The 18,520-nt window shown below is 62.3% G+C and carries 14 protein-coding genes; 3 read left to right on the top strand and 11 right to left on the bottom strand.

Features of this window, described 5'->3' with window-relative positions; translation table 11 throughout:
• The 8 genes from BFP96_RS31545 to BFP96_RS27840 all read right to left on the bottom strand — a co-directional run.
• On the bottom strand, positions 1-406 hold a 406-nt coding region (locus BFP96_RS31545; RefSeq protein WP_256549203.1), incomplete at its 3' end, for a beta-galactosidase.
• Positions 396-1,586: a glycosyltransferase gene (locus BFP96_RS27870; RefSeq protein ID WP_065937416.1), complete on the bottom strand. Its 1,191-nt coding sequence runs from the start codon at positions 1,584-1,586 to the stop codon at positions 396-398. The genes BFP96_RS31545 and BFP96_RS27870, both read right to left, overlap by 11 nt.
• Positions 1,586-3,577, bottom strand: coding sequence for a GumC family protein (locus tag BFP96_RS27865; protein WP_065937415.1), 1,992 nt, complete (start codon positions 3,575-3,577; stop codon positions 1,586-1,588). Before BFP96_RS27865 ends, BFP96_RS27870 begins: the two co-directional genes overlap by 1 nt.
• Before the next feature lie 14 nt (positions 3,578-3,591).
• On the bottom strand, positions 3,592-4,368 hold the full coding sequence (locus BFP96_RS27860; protein ID WP_065883162.1) for a polysaccharide biosynthesis/export family protein: 777 nt from the start codon (positions 4,366-4,368) through the stop codon (positions 3,592-3,594).
• A gap of 29 nt (positions 4,369-4,397) precedes the next feature.
• Positions 4,398-5,309, bottom strand: coding sequence for a glycosyltransferase family 2 protein (locus BFP96_RS27855; protein ID WP_065891800.1), 912 nt, complete (start codon positions 5,307-5,309; stop codon positions 4,398-4,400).
• 1 nt (position 5,310) lies between these two features.
• Positions 5,311-6,771 (bottom strand): mannose-1-phosphate guanylyltransferase/mannose-6-phosphate isomerase, encoded by a 1,461-nt coding sequence (locus BFP96_RS27850; protein WP_065896565.1) that lies wholly within the window; start codon positions 6,769-6,771, stop codon positions 5,311-5,313.
• On the bottom strand, positions 6,771-8,210 hold the full coding sequence (locus BFP96_RS27845; RefSeq protein ID WP_065937414.1) for an undecaprenyl-phosphate glucose phosphotransferase: 1,440 nt from the start codon (positions 8,208-8,210) through the stop codon (positions 6,771-6,773). The genes BFP96_RS27850 and BFP96_RS27845 overlap by 1 nt, the downstream gene beginning before the upstream one ends.
• Before the next feature lie 1,126 nt (positions 8,211-9,336).
• A complete protein-coding gene (locus BFP96_RS27840) occupies positions 9,337-10,017 on the bottom strand; it encodes a DJ-1/PfpI family protein (RefSeq protein ID WP_065937413.1) in 681 nt (226 codons plus the stop codon).
• Between the two features lie 92 nt (positions 10,018-10,109).
• On the opposite strand from BFP96_RS27840, the gene BFP96_RS27835 reads away from it, so the two are divergent.
• The gene (locus BFP96_RS27835) at positions 10,110-11,075 is read left to right on the top strand and encodes a GlxA family transcriptional regulator (protein WP_065937412.1); all 966 of its coding nucleotides are present in this window, start codon (positions 10,110-10,112) and stop codon (positions 11,073-11,075) included.
• Here the strand turns inward: BFP96_RS27835 and BFP96_RS27830 are convergent.
• The 3 genes from BFP96_RS27830 to BFP96_RS27820 are packed head-to-tail and all read right to left on the bottom strand — an operon-like array spanning position 11,064 to position 14,611.
• A complete protein-coding gene (locus BFP96_RS27830) occupies positions 11,064-11,966 on the bottom strand; it encodes an alpha/beta fold hydrolase (RefSeq protein ID WP_065891806.1) in 903 nt (300 codons plus the stop codon). The genes BFP96_RS27835 and BFP96_RS27830 overlap by 12 nt on opposite strands.
• 25 nt (positions 11,967-11,991) lie before the next feature.
• Entirely contained in the window at positions 11,992-13,818 is a 1,827-nt protein-coding gene (locus BFP96_RS27825) for a glycoside hydrolase family 15 protein (protein WP_065937411.1), read from the bottom strand.
• A complete protein-coding gene (locus BFP96_RS27820) occupies positions 13,811-14,611 on the bottom strand; it encodes a glucose 1-dehydrogenase (protein ID WP_065896564.1) in 801 nt (266 codons plus the stop codon). Before BFP96_RS27820 ends, BFP96_RS27825 begins: the two co-directional genes overlap by 8 nt.
• Positions 14,612-14,789: 178 nt before the next feature.
• On the opposite strand from BFP96_RS27820, the gene bglX reads away from it, so the two are divergent.
• Both bglX and BFP96_RS31540 read left to right on the top strand, forming a co-directional pair.
• Positions 14,790-17,054: a beta-glucosidase BglX gene (gene bglX / locus BFP96_RS27815; protein ID WP_065937410.1), complete on the top strand. Its 2,265-nt coding sequence runs from the start codon at positions 14,790-14,792 to the stop codon at positions 17,052-17,054.
• A gap of 279 nt (positions 17,055-17,333) precedes the next feature.
• Complete coding sequence (locus BFP96_RS31540; RefSeq protein WP_240998993.1) at positions 17,334-18,131, top strand: hypothetical protein; 798 nt, start codon at positions 17,334-17,336, stop codon at positions 18,129-18,131.
• Positions 18,132-18,520: the final 389 nt, after the last annotated feature.

Genomic DNA, 18,520 nt, shown 5'->3' with positions numbered 1-18,520 from the left:
GGTACTGGTCCTGATACGGCGCACCCGCCGGCGCGGTGGTGATAAACGGCGCCGAGCCGACCAGGTAAAACACCGACTTGAGCTGGTTGTCTTTAAGCTTGTTCACCAACTGGTCCAGGGTCGCCACCTGGTATTGCTCGGCGACGGGCTCCAGCTGGTCCCAATGCAGGTCCAGGCGCACCCATTCCAGGCCCAGGTCCTTGAGGCGGTCGATCTGCAACTGGTAGCGCTCGGGGCTGAACCACAGGAACTGCGCGTTCACGCCGAGGAAGTCCTTCCACACCACCACCTTGTTGCCTTTGAGCACGTGGTTCTCGGCATCGGCCGGGCGCCCCCAGATAAAGGCGGTCAGACCCAGGACGGCGACCAGCGCAAGGGTGGCGAAATACGTCCGTTTACGCGCCATACGGGGCTCCCGCAATTGCCTGTTCGAAAAGCTGCTTGAAGTGCTGCGCCGTCAGCGGCCATAAGCGTTCGCGGCCAATGGCCCCGGCGCGTTCGGCCCAGTCCCGGGCCAGGGTCGGTGTACGGGCCAGGCGCAACAACTGCTCGCCCAGCGCGGCCACATCGCCTTCGGGATAGATCGCGCCGTTACCGCTGGCGACTTCCTCGGCAAACGCCCGCGCATCGGAGGTAATCGCTCCACGCCCGCACGCGGCGGCCCAGGACAGCGCGCCACTGGTGCCGCGCTGGCGGCCGAGCAGGCCGAGTTTTTTCGATTCGCGATACGGCAGCACCATCACATGGTGGGCCTGGATCGTCTGGGCGATGTCGTCAGCCGGCAGGTTCAGCCGCCAATCGATGACGCCTGCCAGGCCGAGGTCGGCGATCTGGCGGTTCAACTGCTCCAGGTAATTACCGCCCGCGCCAAACGCCATTTCGGCGGCAGTGCCACCGGCCAGGGTCAGGCGCACACGGTCACGCAATTGTGGGGCTTGCTTGAAGACGGCGGCCAGGGCCTGCAACAAGTCTTCAATGCCTTTGCCACGGTAGATAAAACCGAAATACAGCAGGTGCAGCGTGTCCAGCGGCGGCAGGGCCACGGCTGGAATCGACAGGTTGGCGTGATGGATGACCGCCACCTTACCGGCCGGCAGTTGCATGCGCTGGCTGAGGCAATCGGCGCCCAGGCGCGTCAGGGTGATCAGCCGCGTCAGGCCTTGTGCGACCCGGCGTTCTTCACGCAGGGTCAGCGGGTCTGCCAGCACCACTGCCGCCTGCGGCAACGGGCTGGGCAGACGCTCCAGCAGGTTGAGCGGGAAGGGCAGGTGCTCGCGCCGCCACACGATGCGCTCGGGGTCATGCACGGTGGCCGTCAGCGGCAGGTCCGGGTAGGCCTTGCGCAACTCGCGCAAGGCCAGGAACTCTCCCAGGCGCCCGCCGCCCAGCTCGGCGTGGACCAGGTCCACGCTGCGCCAGTCGAACGCGGCAACCGCCTGCCTGATTGCCGCGCTCGAGCCTTCCACGCCGCTCAACGGTGTCAGCACCGTCACGCCCAGTTGCTCCAATGCCGTCTTGAAATGGTTCGCATAGTCGGCGATCCCGTTTTTTTCCGGCGGCAAGGGGGCAAGCAGGGCGATGCGCATCAGAACGCCCCCCGGTATTTGCCGATGGTGCGCAGCACCTTGGCTGGCACTTCGAACTTGCGGCGGTTGATGATGATGCCATCGACTTTGCCGAACGCCGTGTTGAGGATCGACAGCGCGTGCTCCACCACCGGTACCGTGCTCTTGCGGGCTTCGACCACCAGCGCGATCAGGTCGGCGCGCAGCAGGTTGACGAAGGCATCGCGGTTGTCCAGCAGCGCCGAGGCGTCCAGCAGCACCACTTCGCCTGGCGCCGCAGGATCAGCGCCGCCGATGCGCACGGTGATGCCGTTTTCCAGGAGCAGTTGACGCAGTTGCTCCACTACGAAGGTCACCCCTTCACCGTGGCGCGCCGAGGTCAGCCCGAGGGTCAGGCCGCGTTCGGCCACGCGGTCCAGCTGCAGCAGGCCGTACAACCGGTAAATGCTCGCATTGAACGCATTGGTGCCTTGCGCGGTGCTGGTGTCCAGCTCCGGCAACGTGGTCCACAGCGGCAGGCCGAACTTGCGTTCCACCAGGCCGCCATCGTGAATGCGCTGGTCGAGCAGGTAGCACAGGTAGATCACCAGCAGGCCGACGACGATGGCGAACGGGATCGCCAGCAACAGCATCAGCAGGGTTTTGGGGAAGATGCGGCCCGGGTTCAGGGTGGCTTCCTCGATCACCGCGATGTTGCTGATCTGGCTGTTATCCAGCTCACGGTCGATGCGCGACTTCTCCAGGTTGTCCACGTACAGCGCGTAGTTGCGCTCGGTGGCGCCCAGCTCACGGGACAGGCGCGCCAGTTCCGGTTCAATCTCCAGCGCTTCCTTGCGTTGCGCTTCGAGGTTGACCAGTTGCTTCTGCTGTTGCACCAGCTGGGTACGCAGCGCCAGGTTGTTGCTGGACTCGTCGAGCAGCACACGCTGCAAGTGGATTTCCAGGGTGTTCGGTGCGCGGTTTTCCGAGCTTTGCACGGTGTTGCTTTCACTTGCGACCTGGACCCGCATCGCCTGAATCGACGCATCCAGGGCTTTGACCGGCGGCGCGTTATCGGTGTAGGTGCGCATCATGTCGGCTTTTTCCAGCAGCTTCTGGTTGAGCAGACGACGCAAATCCTGTTGCTGCGGGTTCAGCGCAATCTGGCGAACCGTGGTCACTTCCTTGGGTTGGGTCTTGAGCTGGGTGCGCGTGCTCGCAATGGCGCTGTCGGACGAAGCGATCAAGCGCGTGGTGTTGAAGGTTTCACCGCGCAACACGTTGATGCGCTCGGACAAATCCTCCAGGCGATCGGTGATGCTCGCCGCGCCGATGCGGTTCAATTGGGCAAGGATCTGCTCCTTGTAGCTCTTGATCTCGGTGGCGCTGTTGGATACCTGGCCCTCATAGAAGACGTACAGGCTCTTGCGCCCCAGGGCCTGGGTGCGTTCGTTGATGTAGATCTCGACCCAACTCTTGACCACCGCCTGGGCGATTTGCGGGTCGCTCCACTTGAAGCTGATGTCCATCACCGTGGAGCCGGCCGCGTGGCTGACTTCGAAGTTCTTCTCCAGGCCCGCGGCGAGGCGCTCCACCGGCGTGGTCCGTTCAATCACGCCCACGGTTTCCAACACCACGCGCACCCCATCGAACACTGCGCCGATGCCGTTTTTGACGTAGTACTTGGTGCGTTGCCAGACGCCTTCGGGCGGCGGCATTTTGTCGATGACTTCCAGGTAATGCTCGGCCACCGCGCGTACGATCGGGCGCCCGGTGAGCAGGCGTTCCTCATCGACGATCGGGTCGCGCTGGGTGCTGGGCATCACCAGCGCCTGGCGATTGCTGATCTCGATCGGCAGCGTCGAATCACGCCCCGGCTTGACCAGCAGGCGCGCGGTGGATTCGAACTTGGCCGGCAGCAGGAACGCCCCCAGCAGGATGATCACCAGCGCCGCGATGGCCGCCAGCTTGAACTCATGCCGGAAGATGAAGAACAGGCGCAGAAGATCGCGAAAAGAACGGATCTCGATCATGGGATGTCGCTCCTTTAGTTGCTGCCGCCGCTGGTTCGGGTGTAGTTGTAGCCAACCCCGATCGACTTGGTGAATGGGATCAGTTGGTTCAGGTAGGTATCCACGCCCTGGATGCGCTCGCCCACATTGGATTTGGGCACGAACACCACGTCACCGCGTTGCAGGGGCACTTGTTTGCGTCCGTTGGGGCCGGTCTTGAGGTATTGGCTGAAGTCCAGGAAGTAGGCGCGATAGACGCCCTGGGTATCTTCGCGCAGCAGCGCGACCATGCTCGCATTGCCCGCCGGGTTCACCCCGCCCGCGCCGATAATGGCTTGCTCCAGGGTGTTGGCCACTGCGATCGACACTGAGGTCGGGTTGTTCACCGCGCCGCCGACAATGATCGAATTGGCCGGCGCCTGGTTGATGTTCACCGTCACCCGCGGCTCGCGATACACCGGCGTTAGCTTGTTGGTCAGCTCGTTCGCTACTTCCGTCGGCGTGCGTCGGGCTACCTGGATCGGGCCCAGGAACGGGTAGTTGATCTTGCCGTCGCTTTGCACCGTGTACAGCGTCAGCTCGTAGATCGTACTGACGTTGAACGCCGACAGCGTCGGCATTTCCCCGGCATCGCGCACGATACGCAACTGATCGCCGATGCGGATGCGTTCCACCGCCGGCGGCAGTTGGGCAAGCTGGTCGAGCGCGCGCTTGCCGTCCTCGACCGTCTTGTCGTCGGGCGCAACGATGCGCGCGGGCGTATTGCAGGCGGCCAGGGCCATCATGGCCAGGACGAGCAGGGTTCGTTTCATCAAATAGGACTTCCTGTAGGTCATGATGCTCACCTCCAATAACCGGGGAACATGCTGATGCGCCGCTTGAGGGCGAGGGGTAGCCGGCGCTCCTGCTGGCCCAGCCGATAGCCGAGCAACTTGAACGCGCTGCGCACCAGCACTTCGGGTACGCGGTGCCAGGCACCGGCTGCGCGCAATGCCGCGAGTTCAGCCAGTACATAGCGTTTACCTTCACCGCCGGCATCGCCAAAGGCCTGGCGTATCCACGGTTCGCGACCGTAGAACACGCCAATGTCGAAGTAGCGGTGAAACTCGTCCATGAGTCGGTAATCGTGGGAGTGGTACACCTGCGCGGAGGCCGCGTAGCGCACGGTGTAACCTTCGATCAGCAGGCGTGCCGCGACGTAGGCGTCTTCGCTGCCGATCACATCGGCGGGGAAGCCGCCCACGGCCTGCAGGGCGCTGCGCCGGTAGACGGAAAACGAATCGGAGCTGAAACAGGTCTTGATTCCCAGTTCCGGCGCATCGGCCAGGCGCTTGCTGCGGCTTTGGGCCGGGTAATTGAAGTGACGCGACTGCGCGCCCAGCACTCCGGCATCCGGATGCGGCAACTGGCGCCCGTAGGCCACGCCGTTGAGCGGGTCCTGCTGCAATTCCGCGAGCAGGTTGGCGAAGGTTTCCGGGGTGGCGGGGATGGCGTCCTGGGTCATCACGATCAGGGCGTCACCGCTGACTTGCTCGCTGGCCCAGCGCCGCGTGCCGCCGTGATTGAAGGTGCGCGCGTCGATCACCTCGACCCGCGCACCATAGTCGCGAAAGCGCGCCACGGTGTCATCGCTGGAGGCGCTGTCGACCACCAGCATGTCGTCCGGCTGCAGGGTTTGCATCTTCAGTGCAGGCAGCAGCCGCGCCAGGTGGCTGGAGGCGTTACGGGTCGGGATGATCAACGAAGTGCGCATGTCATTTCTTCACGTCGGCAGGCGCACGCCCGTAGATGTCATCGAACCGCACGATGTCGTCTTCGCCCAGGTACTCGCCGCTCTGCACCTCGATCATCACCAGGTCGATGATGCCGGGGTTGGTCAGGCGGTGTTTGTGCCCGGCCGGTATGTAGGTGGATTCGTTGGCGTTGATCAGGAACTCGCGCTCGCCATTGGTGATCTGCGCCGCGCCGCTGACCACCACCCAGTGCTCGCTGCGGTGGTGGTGCATTTGCAGCGACAACGACGCCTGGGGCTTGACTACGATGCGCTTGATCTTGAAGCGGCTGCTTTCCTCCAGCACCGTGTAGGTGCCCCACGGCCGGGTGACGGTGCGGTGCAGGCTGAAGGCCGGATGATTCTGGCGCTTGAGCTCGGCCACGATGTAGCGCACGTCCTGGCTGCGGTTGGCGTCGGCGATCAGCAGGGCGTCGGGGGTGTCGACGATGATCAGGTCACGCACGCCAACCGCACCGAGTACGCGCTTGGGCGAGTCGATGTAGCAGTTGTGCACGTCATGCAGGATCGCTTCGCCATTGACCTGGTTGCCCTGGGCATCGCTGGGGGTGAGCTGGCGCAGGGCTTCCCAGGAACCGATATCGCTCCAGCCGATGTCGCACGGCACCACGGCCACTTGCTGTGACTTCTCCATCAGCGCCACATCGATGGAGATGTCCGGTGCACTGGCGAAGGCGTCGCTGTCCAGTTCGCGCTGGCGCGAGGTTTTGTTTTGCAGGTGCTGACTGTGCTCGAGGGCGGCACGTGCGGCGCTCAGCACGTCGGGCGCGTGGGTGTTCAGTTCATCCACCAGGGTGCTGGCCTTGAAGCAGAACATGCCTGCATTCCACAGGTGCTTGCCGCCGTCGAGGTAGGCTTGGGCGGTGGCCAGGTCGGGTTTTTCGACAAAGCGCTTGACCCGGTTGCCCAGGCTCAGCGCTTCGCCTTGTTCGATATAGCCGAAGCCGGTTTCCGGGTGGTCGGGCTGGATGCCGAAGGTCACCAGATAGCCGGCTTCGGCCAGTTCGCGGGCCTGGGTCACCGCCTCGGCGAACGCGCTTTCATCCAGCACCAGGTGGTCGGCGGGCATCACCAGCAGTTGCGCCTCGCCACCGAAATGTTCCTGCACATGCAACGCCGCCACGGCGATGGCCGCAGCGGTATTGCGCCCGAACGGTTCGAGCAGCAGGTCCAGGGGCAGGTGGGCCTTGTTGACGCTGCGGTAGTCGTCCAGGGTGCGAAACAGCAGGTCGCGGTTGGTCACCGTGAGCACGCTTTCCACACCGGGCAGGCGGGCGGCGCGCTGGAAGGTTTTCTGCAGCAGGCTCTGGCCGTCGCGCATGCGCATGAACGGCTTGGGCATGTTCTGCCGGGACACCGGCCACAAGCGGGTGCCCGAACCACCGGAAATGATGCAGGGAATCAATCCGTTGAGTGTATTCATCAATAGACTTCCTTGGTGGAAAGGACGGCCGGGACCGTCATGAAAACGATGTACAAGTCAAACCACACCGACCATTTGGAGATGTACTCCAGGTCGTACTCGACGCGTTTCTGGATTTTGAACAGGGTATCGGTTTCGCCCCGGTAGCCGTTGATCTGCGCCCAGCCGGTAATGCCCGGCTTGACCCGGTGCCGCGAGCTGTATTCGCTGACCGCCACCTCAAAGGCAACGCCTGCCGCCTTGGTTGCGGCGGCGTGGGGGCGCGGGCCGACCATGGACATGTTGCCCAGCAGTACGTTGAACAATTGCGGCAGCTCGTCGATGCTGGTTTTGCGGATGATGCGCCCGACCCGGGTGATGCGCGGGTCCTGGCGGGTGGTCTGGCGTTCGGCGGTAAAGTCGCTTTGGTCGGTGAACATCGAGCGGAACTTGAACACACGGATTTCATTATCGTTGTAGCCGTAGCGGTTCTGGCGAAAAAGAATCGGACCCTTGGAATCGAGCTTGATGGCGATCGCCGTCAGCAGCATCACCGGCGACAGCACCACCAGGGCGACGCTGGCCAGCAGCAAGTCTTCGCAGCGCTTGATAACGGGCGACCAGCCGCGCAGCGGTAACTGCGAAGTATTGAACATCAGGATGCCGCCCACATCGGTAATGCGGCTGTGGCCGTAGCGCAGGGCGGCCATGTCCGGCACCAGCATGACGTTCACCGACATCTGCCGCAGGCGGTTGACCAACCCGTGAATACGCTGCTCGGCGGCCCACGGCAGGCAGATCATCACTTGGTTGACTTGCTCGGCGCGGATCAGCTTTTCCAGATCGCGGGTATTGCCCAGCAAAGGCAGACTGCTGAGTTCCTTGGGAATGCGTTCGGTGCGGTCGTCGATAAAGCCGATCAGGCCGGAGCGGATATCGCCATTGCGTTGCAGGTGGTCGGCGACATGTATGGCGGTATCGGTGAAGCCCAGAATCACCGTGCGCTGCAGGAATTTGCCCTTGCGCATCAGGCTGCGGTACAGGCGCAGCATCAGCAGACGCTCCAGGCAGAACAGCGCGAGGCTGGCGAAATACCAGGCCACCAGGTTGCGTGGGGTCAACTGTGGGAAGAATTGCAGGATCTGGTACATGAACAGCAGGATGCAGAACGCCGCCGACCATGCCACGATTTTCGCGCGCAGGCGCAAGCGGTTGCTGAACAGCTCTTCGGAATAGATCCCCAAGGCCTGGAACAGAATGATCGTCAACACCGCGAAAAACAGCAACAGCCCGAGGAAGTGCGAGCGCATCTCGGGGTCCATCGGGTCGAGGACAAACGCCAGGAACAACGGTGGAAAAATGGCGCTCAGTCCGTGGCCCAACTTGACAAAAACAATAAAAAACTCAACGAACCCGGCCCGGGTCAGGAACAAGCTGACGACAGATGACTTCTCGCGCATACCAACATCCCTCATTGCATACCAGGTTCTTTGCGCGACTGATGGACCCAGTCGCCCGCGAGCTACATCTGGTTAAAACACAACCGTTCATTCACGTGGAGGCATCCAAATGAATGTAATTTGGCGGAGGAAGTGGCTGAAAGAGTTTCTATTCTGGCGCAGTCAATAAATTGACCATAAGGCGAGGATGGTATTTTATGCATCCTGATTGGTCCTTTGTATGACATTACTTTGACGTTCCTTGTGCTTAGTACTCGGGATAGCACTGTGATTTTGAGTGTAGGAACAAATGTCAGAATTTTCCTGTCCGTCAGGAAAGCTTTTTTTTGACGGGAGGGGGAAATGGGGACGCCGAGGGGCGGCTGCATCAGGCAGTCACCCTCGGAGAAGGGGAGGAGTCAGAAGGTGCCTTGAATGCAGTGAGCGTCTCACCCGTCGCCGAATCCAGGCACTGAAACGCGGACACTGTGGGAGGGGGCTTGCCCCCGATGACGGAGTGTCAGCACCGGATGTATCAACTGACCCACCGCCATCGGGGGCAAGCCCCCTCCCACATTTAACGGTGTTGCCTGCCCCACTATCGAACGCCGTCAGCCATGCATCTCAGCCACCGCCGCCGAATCCAGGCATTGGAACGCGGACACTGTGGGAGGGGGCTTGCCCCCGATGACGGAGTGTCAGCACCGGATGTCTCAGCTGACCCACCGCCATTGGGGGCAAGCCCCCTCCCACATTTCACGGCGCTGCCGTCGCCACCATTGAGCGCCGTCAGCCATGCATCTCAACCACCGCCGCCGAATCCAGGCATTGGAATGCGGACACTGTGGGAGGGGGCTTGCCCCCGATGACTGAGTGTCAGCACCGGATGTATCAACTGACCCACCGCCATCGGGGGCAAGCCCCCTCCCACATTTAACGGCGCTGCCGTCACCACCATTGAGCGCCGTCAGCCATGCATCTCAACCACCGCCGCCGAATCCAGGCACTGAAACGCGGACACTGTGGGAGGGGGCTTGCCCCCGATGACGGGGTGTCAGCAGCGGATGTCTCAGCTGACCCACCGCCCGGGGGCAAGCCCTCTCTCACATTGGGTCCTTCATGGGCCAGTGGGAACTCAGCTGCCAGCTCAACCCAGGCGCGCGGCCGCCCGCGCGACAATCTCTGCACGCACTCTGCGCGATTCTGCCGTGCGCTTGTTGGCTTCTTCGAGTACGTGCGTGGGCGCTGTATCCGAGCGGCCCGAGTCGAACGGTGGGGCCGGTGCATACTCGATTTGCAATTGCACCAGTTGCGCCGCCGCTTCGCTGTACAACTCCGCCGCCAGGGTCAGCGCAAAGTCGATGCCGGCGGTGATTCCGCCCCCGGTAAACAGGTTGCCGTCACGCACCACGCGCGCTTGCACGGGGATGGCGCCCAGTGGCGCAAGCAGGTCGTGGTAGGCCCAGTGGGTGGTGGCCTTGCGGCCGCGCAGCAAACCCGCCGCGCCCAGTACCAGCGAGCCGGTGCACACCGAGGTTATGTAGCGCACGGTTTGTGCCTGGGCCTTGAGGAAGTCCAGGGTGCCGGGGTCTTCCATCAGTGCGCCCACACCCGAGCCGCCGGGCACGCACAGTACGTCGAGTTTCGGGCAGTCGGCGTAGGTCATGGTCGGCGTAAACACCAGGCCGGTGCTGGAGGTGACCGGTGCCAGGTCCTGCCACACCAAATGCAGCTTCACGTCCGGCAGTGAGCCGAGCACGTCGTAGGGGCCGGTCAGGTCCAGTTGCTGGATGCCGGGAAATAGCAGAAAGCCGATGTGCAAGGTCATGGATGAGGCTCCGATAAAGAGGGTGGACGACTTCACTGTAGAGGCCTAGGCTTTGGCGCATACGCCATTAAGCCCACAGATCTCGCCAAACTATGCCCAGACTCATTCATGTCCTCGCTTTCGATAATGCCCAGGTACTCGACGTCACCGGGCCTTTGCAGGTGTTTGCGTCGGCCAATGACCTGGCCCGCCAGCGTGGTTTGCCGTTGCCCTATGCGGTGAATGTGATCGCTGACCAGGCGAAACCGGTGGTGACGTCTGCGGGCCTGGCGCTGTTGGCCGATCCCCTGCCCGCCGTCGATCAGGCGTGCGACACGCTGGTGATCGCCGGCGGCTGGGGCGTGTACGGCGCCGCCGAAGACCCGGCACTGGTGCACTGGGTGCGGGAAAAGTCGCGGCACACCCGGCGCATGGCCTCGGTCTGCACCGGCGCTTTTCTGCTGGCCGCCAGTGGCTTGCTCGACGGTTGCCGCGTGGCCACTCACTGGACGCGCTGTGAAGAACTGGCGCGCAAGTTTCCCGCGCTGACGGTGGAGTCCAATCCGATTTTTATCCGGCAAGGCGCGCTGTGGACCTCGGCCGGCGTGACCGCCGGTATCGATCTGTGCCTGGCCCTGGTGGAGGAGGACCTGGGGCGCGCGGTCGCCCTGGAAGTGGCGCGGCACCTGGTGGTGTTTCTCAAACGTCCCGGCGGGCAGTCGCAATTCAGCGTGACGTTATCCCTGCAACAGCGCGACAGCCGCTTTGCCGAGTTGCACGCCTGGATCGGCGAAAATCTCACGCTGGATTTGAGTATTTCCACACTGGCCGCCCAGGCCGGCATGAGCGAGCGCAGCTTTGTGCGCCACTACCGCGCCGAAACCGGCCAGACCCCGGCGCGGGCGGTGGAGCTGCTGCGTGTTGAAAGTGCGCGTCGGCAATTGGCCGACAGCAGCACCTCGATCAAGCGCATCGCCGTGCAGTGCGGGTTCGGCTGTGAGGAGACCCTGCGGCGCAGTTTCCTGCGGGCCCTGTCGGTGACGCCCCAGGCCTACCGCGAGCGATTTTCACCGCTGTAGCAATTCCAGCAGCGCTGCCAGGGTGGCCTGTGGCGCTTCCTGGGGAATATTGTGGCCCACGCCGGGCAACACGTGCCGTCGATAAAAACCGCTGAAATGCTCGATATCGTCGTCTTCCGCAGGTGGCGGCCCCACGCCGTCATCGGCACCGCACAGGGAAATGCTCGGCACCGAAATCGGCGGTTGTTGCGCCAACGCCTGCTCGATGAACGCCAGCGCCGGGTCGCCCGGCGCGTACTGGAAGCGATGGCGGTAGGAATGGATCACCACCTCGACAAAGTCCGGGTTGTCGAACGATGGCGCGGTCTGCCCGTACAGGCTCGGCCCGCGTGTCCAGGACGGCGACCACAACGACCACAACAGCTCGCACAGTTCCCGCCGGTTGGCGGTCAGGCCATCCACGCCGCGCTGGGTGTGAAAGTAATACTGGTACCACAAGCGATGTTCTGTCTCTGGTGCTCGCGGCTTGAGTGACTGGGCGATGTCCTGGATGTTGTAGCCATCGCCGGTCACCAACCCGCGAACCCGAATCGGCCACAGCGCCGCGACGATACACGCGGCACGCCCGCCCCAGTCATAACCGGCCAGGGTGGCGCAGGGGATGGACAGCGCATCCATGAAGTCCAGCAAGTCCTTGCCCAGCGCCGCCTGCTGACCGGAACGCATGACCTGTTCGTTGATAAACCGCGTCGGGCCATAACCGCGCAGGTAGGGCACCAACACGCGGTAACCCTGTTCGGCCAGGCCCGGCGCGATCTCGTCGTAGCCGCGAGGGTCGTAGGGGAAACCGTGCAGCAGGATCACCGGCTCACCGTCGAGCGGGCCGTGGGTTTCATAGGCAACATCGAGCATGGACGTGCGCACGTAGAGCAACGGGGCGAGGGTGGTCATGATCGGCTCCTAAGCAGGGGGAGAATCAGGGTTGCCATACCGTTTTCGCACCACTGAGTTTACGGTCCAGAAACGTCGCCGCACTGATCAGCGCCAAATGGCTCAATGCCTGGGGCGTGTTCCCCAGGTGCCGGGCCTGGCTGTCGAACTCTTCAGCGTAAAGCCCGAGCGGGTTGGCGTAGCGCAGCAGTTGCTCGAACTCCAGATGGGCCTTTTCCACCTGGCCGGCGCGGGCCAGGCATTCGACGTACCAGAACGAACACGCGGCAAACGCGCCTTCTGTGCCTTGCAACCCATCGATCTGGCTGTCGTCGTTGCGGTAACGATAGACCATGCCATCGCGCACCAGGCTTTTCTGGATCGCCTCCAGGGTCGACAGCCAGCGTGGATCGGTGGCGGCAACAAAGCGCACCAGCGGCATCAACAGCATCGAGCCGTCGAGGGCGGTACCGCCGATGTGTTGCACGAAATGCCCACGTTCTTCGTTCCAGAAGTTGCTCCAGATATCGGCATAGATCGCCTGGCGGGTCTGGTCCCAACGCGCGAAGGGTGCCGGTAACGAGCGCTTGGAGGCCAGGCGGATCGCGCGGTCCACGGCCACCCAGCACATCAGGCGCGAGTGCAGGAAGTGATGCTGCTCGCCACGCATTTCCCAGATGCCGACGTCTTGCTGATTCCAGATTTCGCAGACTTGATCGACCACTTCAACGGTGTGCTTCCAGCCTTCGTGGGAGATGGCCTCGCCGTATTTATTGACCAGGTACACCGCGTCCATCAGTTCGCCGTAGATATCCAGCTGCACCTGGTCGAACGCTTCATTGCCCACGCGCACCGGCTGCGCGCCACCATGGCCGCTGAGGTGATCCAGGGTGGTTTCCGGCAACTCCTGGCGGCCATCGATGCCGTACAGGATGTTGATCTTGGTCGGCTGGCCGCAGCAGTCGCTGACCCGCCCCTTGAGCCAACGCATGTAGGCGTTGGCTTCCTCGACAAAACCCAGGCGCATGAACGCGTAGACGGTAAACGAAGCGTCGCGGATCCAGGTATAGCGGTAGTCCCAATTGCGCTCGCCGCCGGGCGTCTCGGGCAGGCCGAAGGTCGCGGCGGCGATGATTGCGCCGTGTTTGCGCGAGGTCAGCAACTTCAGCGCGAGGGCCGAGCGGTTGACCATTTCCCGCCAGCGTCCGCGGTAGTTCGATTGACTGATCCAACTGCGCCAGAACTTCAAAGTGCGTTCCAGGTAGAGGTCGGTGCAGGCGTTCGTCACGCGGGGATCGTCCTGGCCGCCGAGGACGAATTCAGCGCTCTCGTCCTGGGCCAGGGTGAAGCTGGCCGTGGCCACATGTTCGTCGAGGGTCAATGGGTGACTGCCCGCCAGCCGCAGTCCGGGCTGACCGTCTGCGTTGAACAACACGCCTTGATCGACCGCCTTGGCGTGGGTCTTGGCGCGGGCATAGTCATGGCGCACGGCGCAGCGCAGATGGAAGTTCGCCGTGCCGCTGACCACCCGCACGCGGCGGATCAATAATGGCAGATCATCGACCTCTTCGGTGACCGCCAGCAAATCGGTGATTTCCACCACCGCCGCATCGCTCAGCCAACGAGTTTGCAGCACATTGGTGTCGGGCAGGTAGATCTGCTCGCGGCGTGCATTGGGCAGGTCAGGGGTGAGCTGGAAGGTGCCGGCTTCAGGGCTGTCGAGCAACGCGCAGAAGATCGACGGGCTGTCGAATTCCGGCCAGCAGAAAAAATCGATACTGCCCCGGTCATTCACCAAGGCTGCGCTGCGCATGTCGCCGATGATGCCGTGGGCATCGATGGCACTTTGTGGTTCGTTCTTCAAATCAACCATTGCCACGAAACTCCGGATAAAGGCTCATGCCGCCATCGATGAACAGCGTGCTGCCGACCACGTAATCGGACGCGTCGCTGGCCAGCCACACCACCGCATTCGCCACATCTTGCACATCGCCGACGCGGCCATAGGGAATCAACTTGAGCAGCTCCTGTTCGGCAGCGCCTTCAGTGGCTGCACGGTTGATCGCCGTGCGAATCGCCCCCGGCGCAATCCCGTTGATGCGAATGCGCTGCTCGCTGACTTCCTGGGCGAGGGTGCGCATCAGCATCTCCACACCGCCCTTGGACGCTGCGTAATTCACGTGCCCGGCCCAGGGAATCACCTGGTGCACCGAGCTCATGTGGATGATCTTGCCGGCGGCGCGGGACACGCCCTCACGCACGCCCTGGCGGTTGAAAATCCGCACGGCGGCGCGCGCGCAGAGAAATTGGCCGGTGAGGTTGACGCCGATCACGGTGTTCCAGTCCTCAAGGCTCATGTCGACCAGGTTGGCGTCTTTTTGCAGGCCTGAGTTGGCGACGAGAATATCCAGATGGCCGAAGGCGTCGAGGGTCTGGGCGAACAGGCGTTCGACGTCGGCTTCTTTCGACACATCGCCAGCAAGAGCAATGGCTCGGCCGCCGTTGGCATTGATCTGCGCCGCCAGCGCCTCGGCCGGTGCCGCCTGGGAATTGTAGTTAAGCACCACGGCTGCTCCGGCTTCGGCCAGCGCCTTGGCGGCGCCTTCACCGATACCGGAACTGGCGCCGGTGACCAGCGCCACTTGTTGCTGCAAGGAAATCTGCATCACCCACCCGCTGTTTAATGAGAGTCCTTTGTGCTGACTGATGCGGGGCAATGGAAGTTCAGCATGCCACTGCGCGGGACGACGGGGAACAACCAATGGAACTGTGATTTCTGACAGTAGACGCCTCTCCATCCTCAGCTGAACACTACGAGTGTTGGATTGCCCTGGGACGGATACCATGGACACAAGGTGGTGGGTAGGGGTGCTGGCAGGCTCTTGTTGCCTGCTGGCGACCGCGCAGGCCAGCGCTGGAAAAGAGGTTTTCATCGATCAACTGCTGGCGCAAATGACGCTGGAAGAGAAAGCTGGCCAACTGAATATCGTCGGTGTCGATGCGGATAAAGCGGCGCCCGAGACACTTGAACTGATCGCCAATGGCTCGGCCAGCGGGCTGGGTGGCATGCCATCCTGGCAGGTGGGCGTGGCGTTGCAGCGCCAGGCGGTGGAGCGCAGCCGCCTGAAGATACCGTTGTTCGTCGTGCAGGACGTCGTGCATGGCCTGCACACGATCTTTCCGGTAAGCCTGGCGCTTGCCGCGAGTTGGGATATGTCGGCGATCGCTACCGTGGGGAAAGTCAGTGCCCGGGAGGCCAGCGCAGCAGGCATCAATCTGACGTTCAGCCCTGCGGTGGACATCGCCCGTGACCCTCGGTGGGGCAGGGTTTCAGAGGGCTATGGCGAAGACCCTTTCCTGGCCTCGCGCATCGCCGAAACCCTGGTGAAAACCTATCAGGGCCCGGACCTTCGCGGCGCCGACAGCGTGATGTCGGTCGTCAAGCATTTCGCCCTCTATGGTGCGGTGGAGGGCGGTCGGGATTACAACAGTGTCGAGATGAGCACGGCCAGCATGTACCAGTATTATTTCGCGCCCTATCGCGCCGCCGTGGAAGCGGGCGCGGGCGGGGTGATGATTGCTTTCAATGCCGTAGGGGGCGTCCCGGCGATGGCCAACCCCTGGCTGATCAAGCAGGTACTGCGTCAAGAGTGGGGGTTTGAAGGCGTGACGCTGGGCGACTGCGCCGCGATTGGCCAATTGGTCGACCACGGAGTGGCGGCCCGGCCGGCGGAGGCTGCAGGGCTGGCTTTGCGCTCCGGTGTTGACATGGCGTTATGCGACAGTGCCTACGTCGACGAACTGCCGGCAGCCGTCAGGTCGGGTGCCGTGAAGGTGGAGGACCTGGACGCTTCGGTACGCCGAGTCCTGGAGATGAAATATGCACTGGGCTTATTCGACGATCCGTATCGCAAGTTGCGGCGCGCGCCGCCGGCACCGATCGAATCGCGACTGCAACGTGAGGCCGCCCGCGACATTGCGCGCAAAACCTTCGTGCTATTGAAAAACGCTCGACACACCCTGCCGCTGAGCAAGCACGGCACCCTCGCCGTGGTGGGGCCCCTGGCGAAAAGCCAGCGGGACCTGTTGGGCAGCTATTGCGGTGATTGCGGCGCGCAACGAGTGGTCAGTATCCATGACGGCATAGCCCGCGCCGTGGCAGGCAAGGCAACCCTGCTCTATGCCAGGGGCGCCAATGTCAGCGACGATAGCGGGTTGATCGCCCGCATGCAGCGCTACCATACGCCGTTGAACAGGGATGCGCGGGCACCGGATGCGCTGCTGGAGGAAGCCGTGGCGATTGCCCGTCGGGCTGACGTCACGGTGGCGGTGGTGGGCGAGCCCTGGAGCTTCAATGACGAGGGAAGCAGTCGCGCGCGAATCGACTTGCCCGACAGCCAGAAACAACTGCTCCTGGAGCTGAAAGCCTTGGGCAAGCCCCTGGTGATTGTCCTGGTGAATGGTCGCCCGTTGGACCTCACAACCGAACACCAGCAAGCCGATGCGCTGCTGGAAACCTGGTACAGCGGCACCGAGGGCGGCAATGCCGTGGCTGATGTGTTATTCGGTGACTACAACCCTGCGGGCAAGCTGCCGATGAGCTTTCCTCGCTCCGTCGGCCAGGTCCCGGTGTATTACAACCACTTGAGCACCGGGCGGCCCTACAACCCTGCTGCGCCCTACAAGTACACCACGCAATATATCGACGAAGAGGCGGGGCCGCTCTTTCCCTTTGGTTACGGTTTGAGCTACACCGATTTCAACCTGTCGAATCTGCAGGTGTCGCGCACCGTATTGCCGCGCGGTCAGCCACTGAAAGTCAGCGTTGCGCTGACCAATACCGGTACACGATCGGGTGAAACGGTGGTGCAGTTATACGTGCGCGATGTGGTGGCTTCGGTCAGTCGACCGGTCAAAGAGCTGAAGGGGTTTGAAAAAGTCATGCTCAAGGCGGATGAGCGAAAAGTCGTTGATTTTTGGCTGAACGAAGAAGCGTTGAAGTTCTATGACGCTCAGTTGCGTCACGTTGCCGAGTCTGGTGAATTTATCGTACAGGTAGGGCTGGACTCCAGAAATGTGATTGAACAGCGTTTTGTCTTGGGTGAGTAAAGCGATCGAACGTTGAATCGCCCCTGATTTCCCAGGCATTCCCTCACAGCGCCGCGTATGCGTCGCCCATTCAGATGGGGAACATTTCGCGGTTCGCTCTTCATCTGTCACGACCTCCTTCCTACCCGCATTCAGAAGTTTTCAACACGTCTAGGAACCCAATGCCATGGCTTTGCCACACAGCAAATGCCTGCTGGTGCAGACCTGCGCCACGGTTTATTGATCGCTGGCACGGCTGCAGCAGCAAGGCACCGCCCTAAATCAGAACTGGAGCACCACATGTCGGTATCCGCATCCAATCAAGCGTACACCCCATCAACGGACAACTTCGCGCAGCCCTCTGCAGGCGAGCAGGCCAGCCCGGCGGCCAAGGCAGCAGGCGCGGCCGGCCCGAGTTTCGAGCCATCGGCGAGTCAGTCCGGCCCGGTTTTCGATAGCGCAACGCAGTCTTCGAAATCCGCCTTCAATCCAGGCCCACCTCCACGGCCCAATCCTACGCTGCCGGACCCTTACTACGGCAAGCAGAGCAACGAGGTACTGGCTCAGGGGCTGTTGAATAAATACAACGCCTTCAAACCCTGGTACGCACCGACCGTTACGCCTGAGCATCTCAATAACCTGGCAGGTCGGCCCCTGACCGGTAACCCGGAGCGCGATTCGAATATCAGGCTGGCCAGGGAGGTGCTCAAGCGCCCGGGCCTGACGCAAGCCCTGGATCGAAATAGCGGAACCGGTGCTTTGGATCAGTCCCTGTCCAAGGACGACATCAGTAAATTCATTCTTTCGTCCAATCCACTGAAGCTTCAGGACGACAAGCAACTTGCCCAGAATGTCTTGAATAACTTCAACGCGTTGAAAGGGCCGTGGTGGAGCGCCGACAGAAACGCCATCGATGTCAATACGTTTGCAAAGTACGCCTCGCGCCCGCTTTATGGTCATGGGCCAACCGACAGCATCACCCAACTGTCGAGGGAAATCATGAATCGTTCGGAACTCAAGGGCTCGATGGACAACGTTTTCGGGTTCCTGCGCGACGGCAAGATCACCCGAGACGATCTGTATCGGCTGCTGCGCTGAGACCTGGCCCCACTGCATTGCATCGGCTGGTGGATGCCCGGCCGCGCTATCGCCTGTCGGCGATGCGGGAACCATTTGCAAGGATTTACCACGAACAGAGCATCCATGGGTCCTGCCCTTGGATGCCTTCGTCTACTGGAACAGGTAATGGCCTATGAATTCGACATCATTTGAACCTCGCCAGTCTCACTCCCAGTACGCTGTTGCAAGCCTGCCTGCTCCGGCAACTTCGGCACCAAGCCCAGGCAAATCTCAGGCAAAGGGGCTCAACCTCACGTCTTCGCCGAAGTTCAGTTTCAAGGCGCCTACGACCGAAGACTTCGACAGGGGCTCGCGCGCCGCGGAGGACGGGCCGGCGCCCCGGTCCGCGTGGTCATTGCTTGAAACGC

The organism is Pseudomonas sp. 34 E 7, from assembly GCF_900005715.1.
Classification (GTDB): domain Bacteria; phylum Pseudomonadota; class Gammaproteobacteria; order Pseudomonadales; family Pseudomonadaceae; genus Aquipseudomonas; species Aquipseudomonas orientalis_A.
This window is presented reverse-complemented; position numbering and strand designations above follow the sequence as displayed.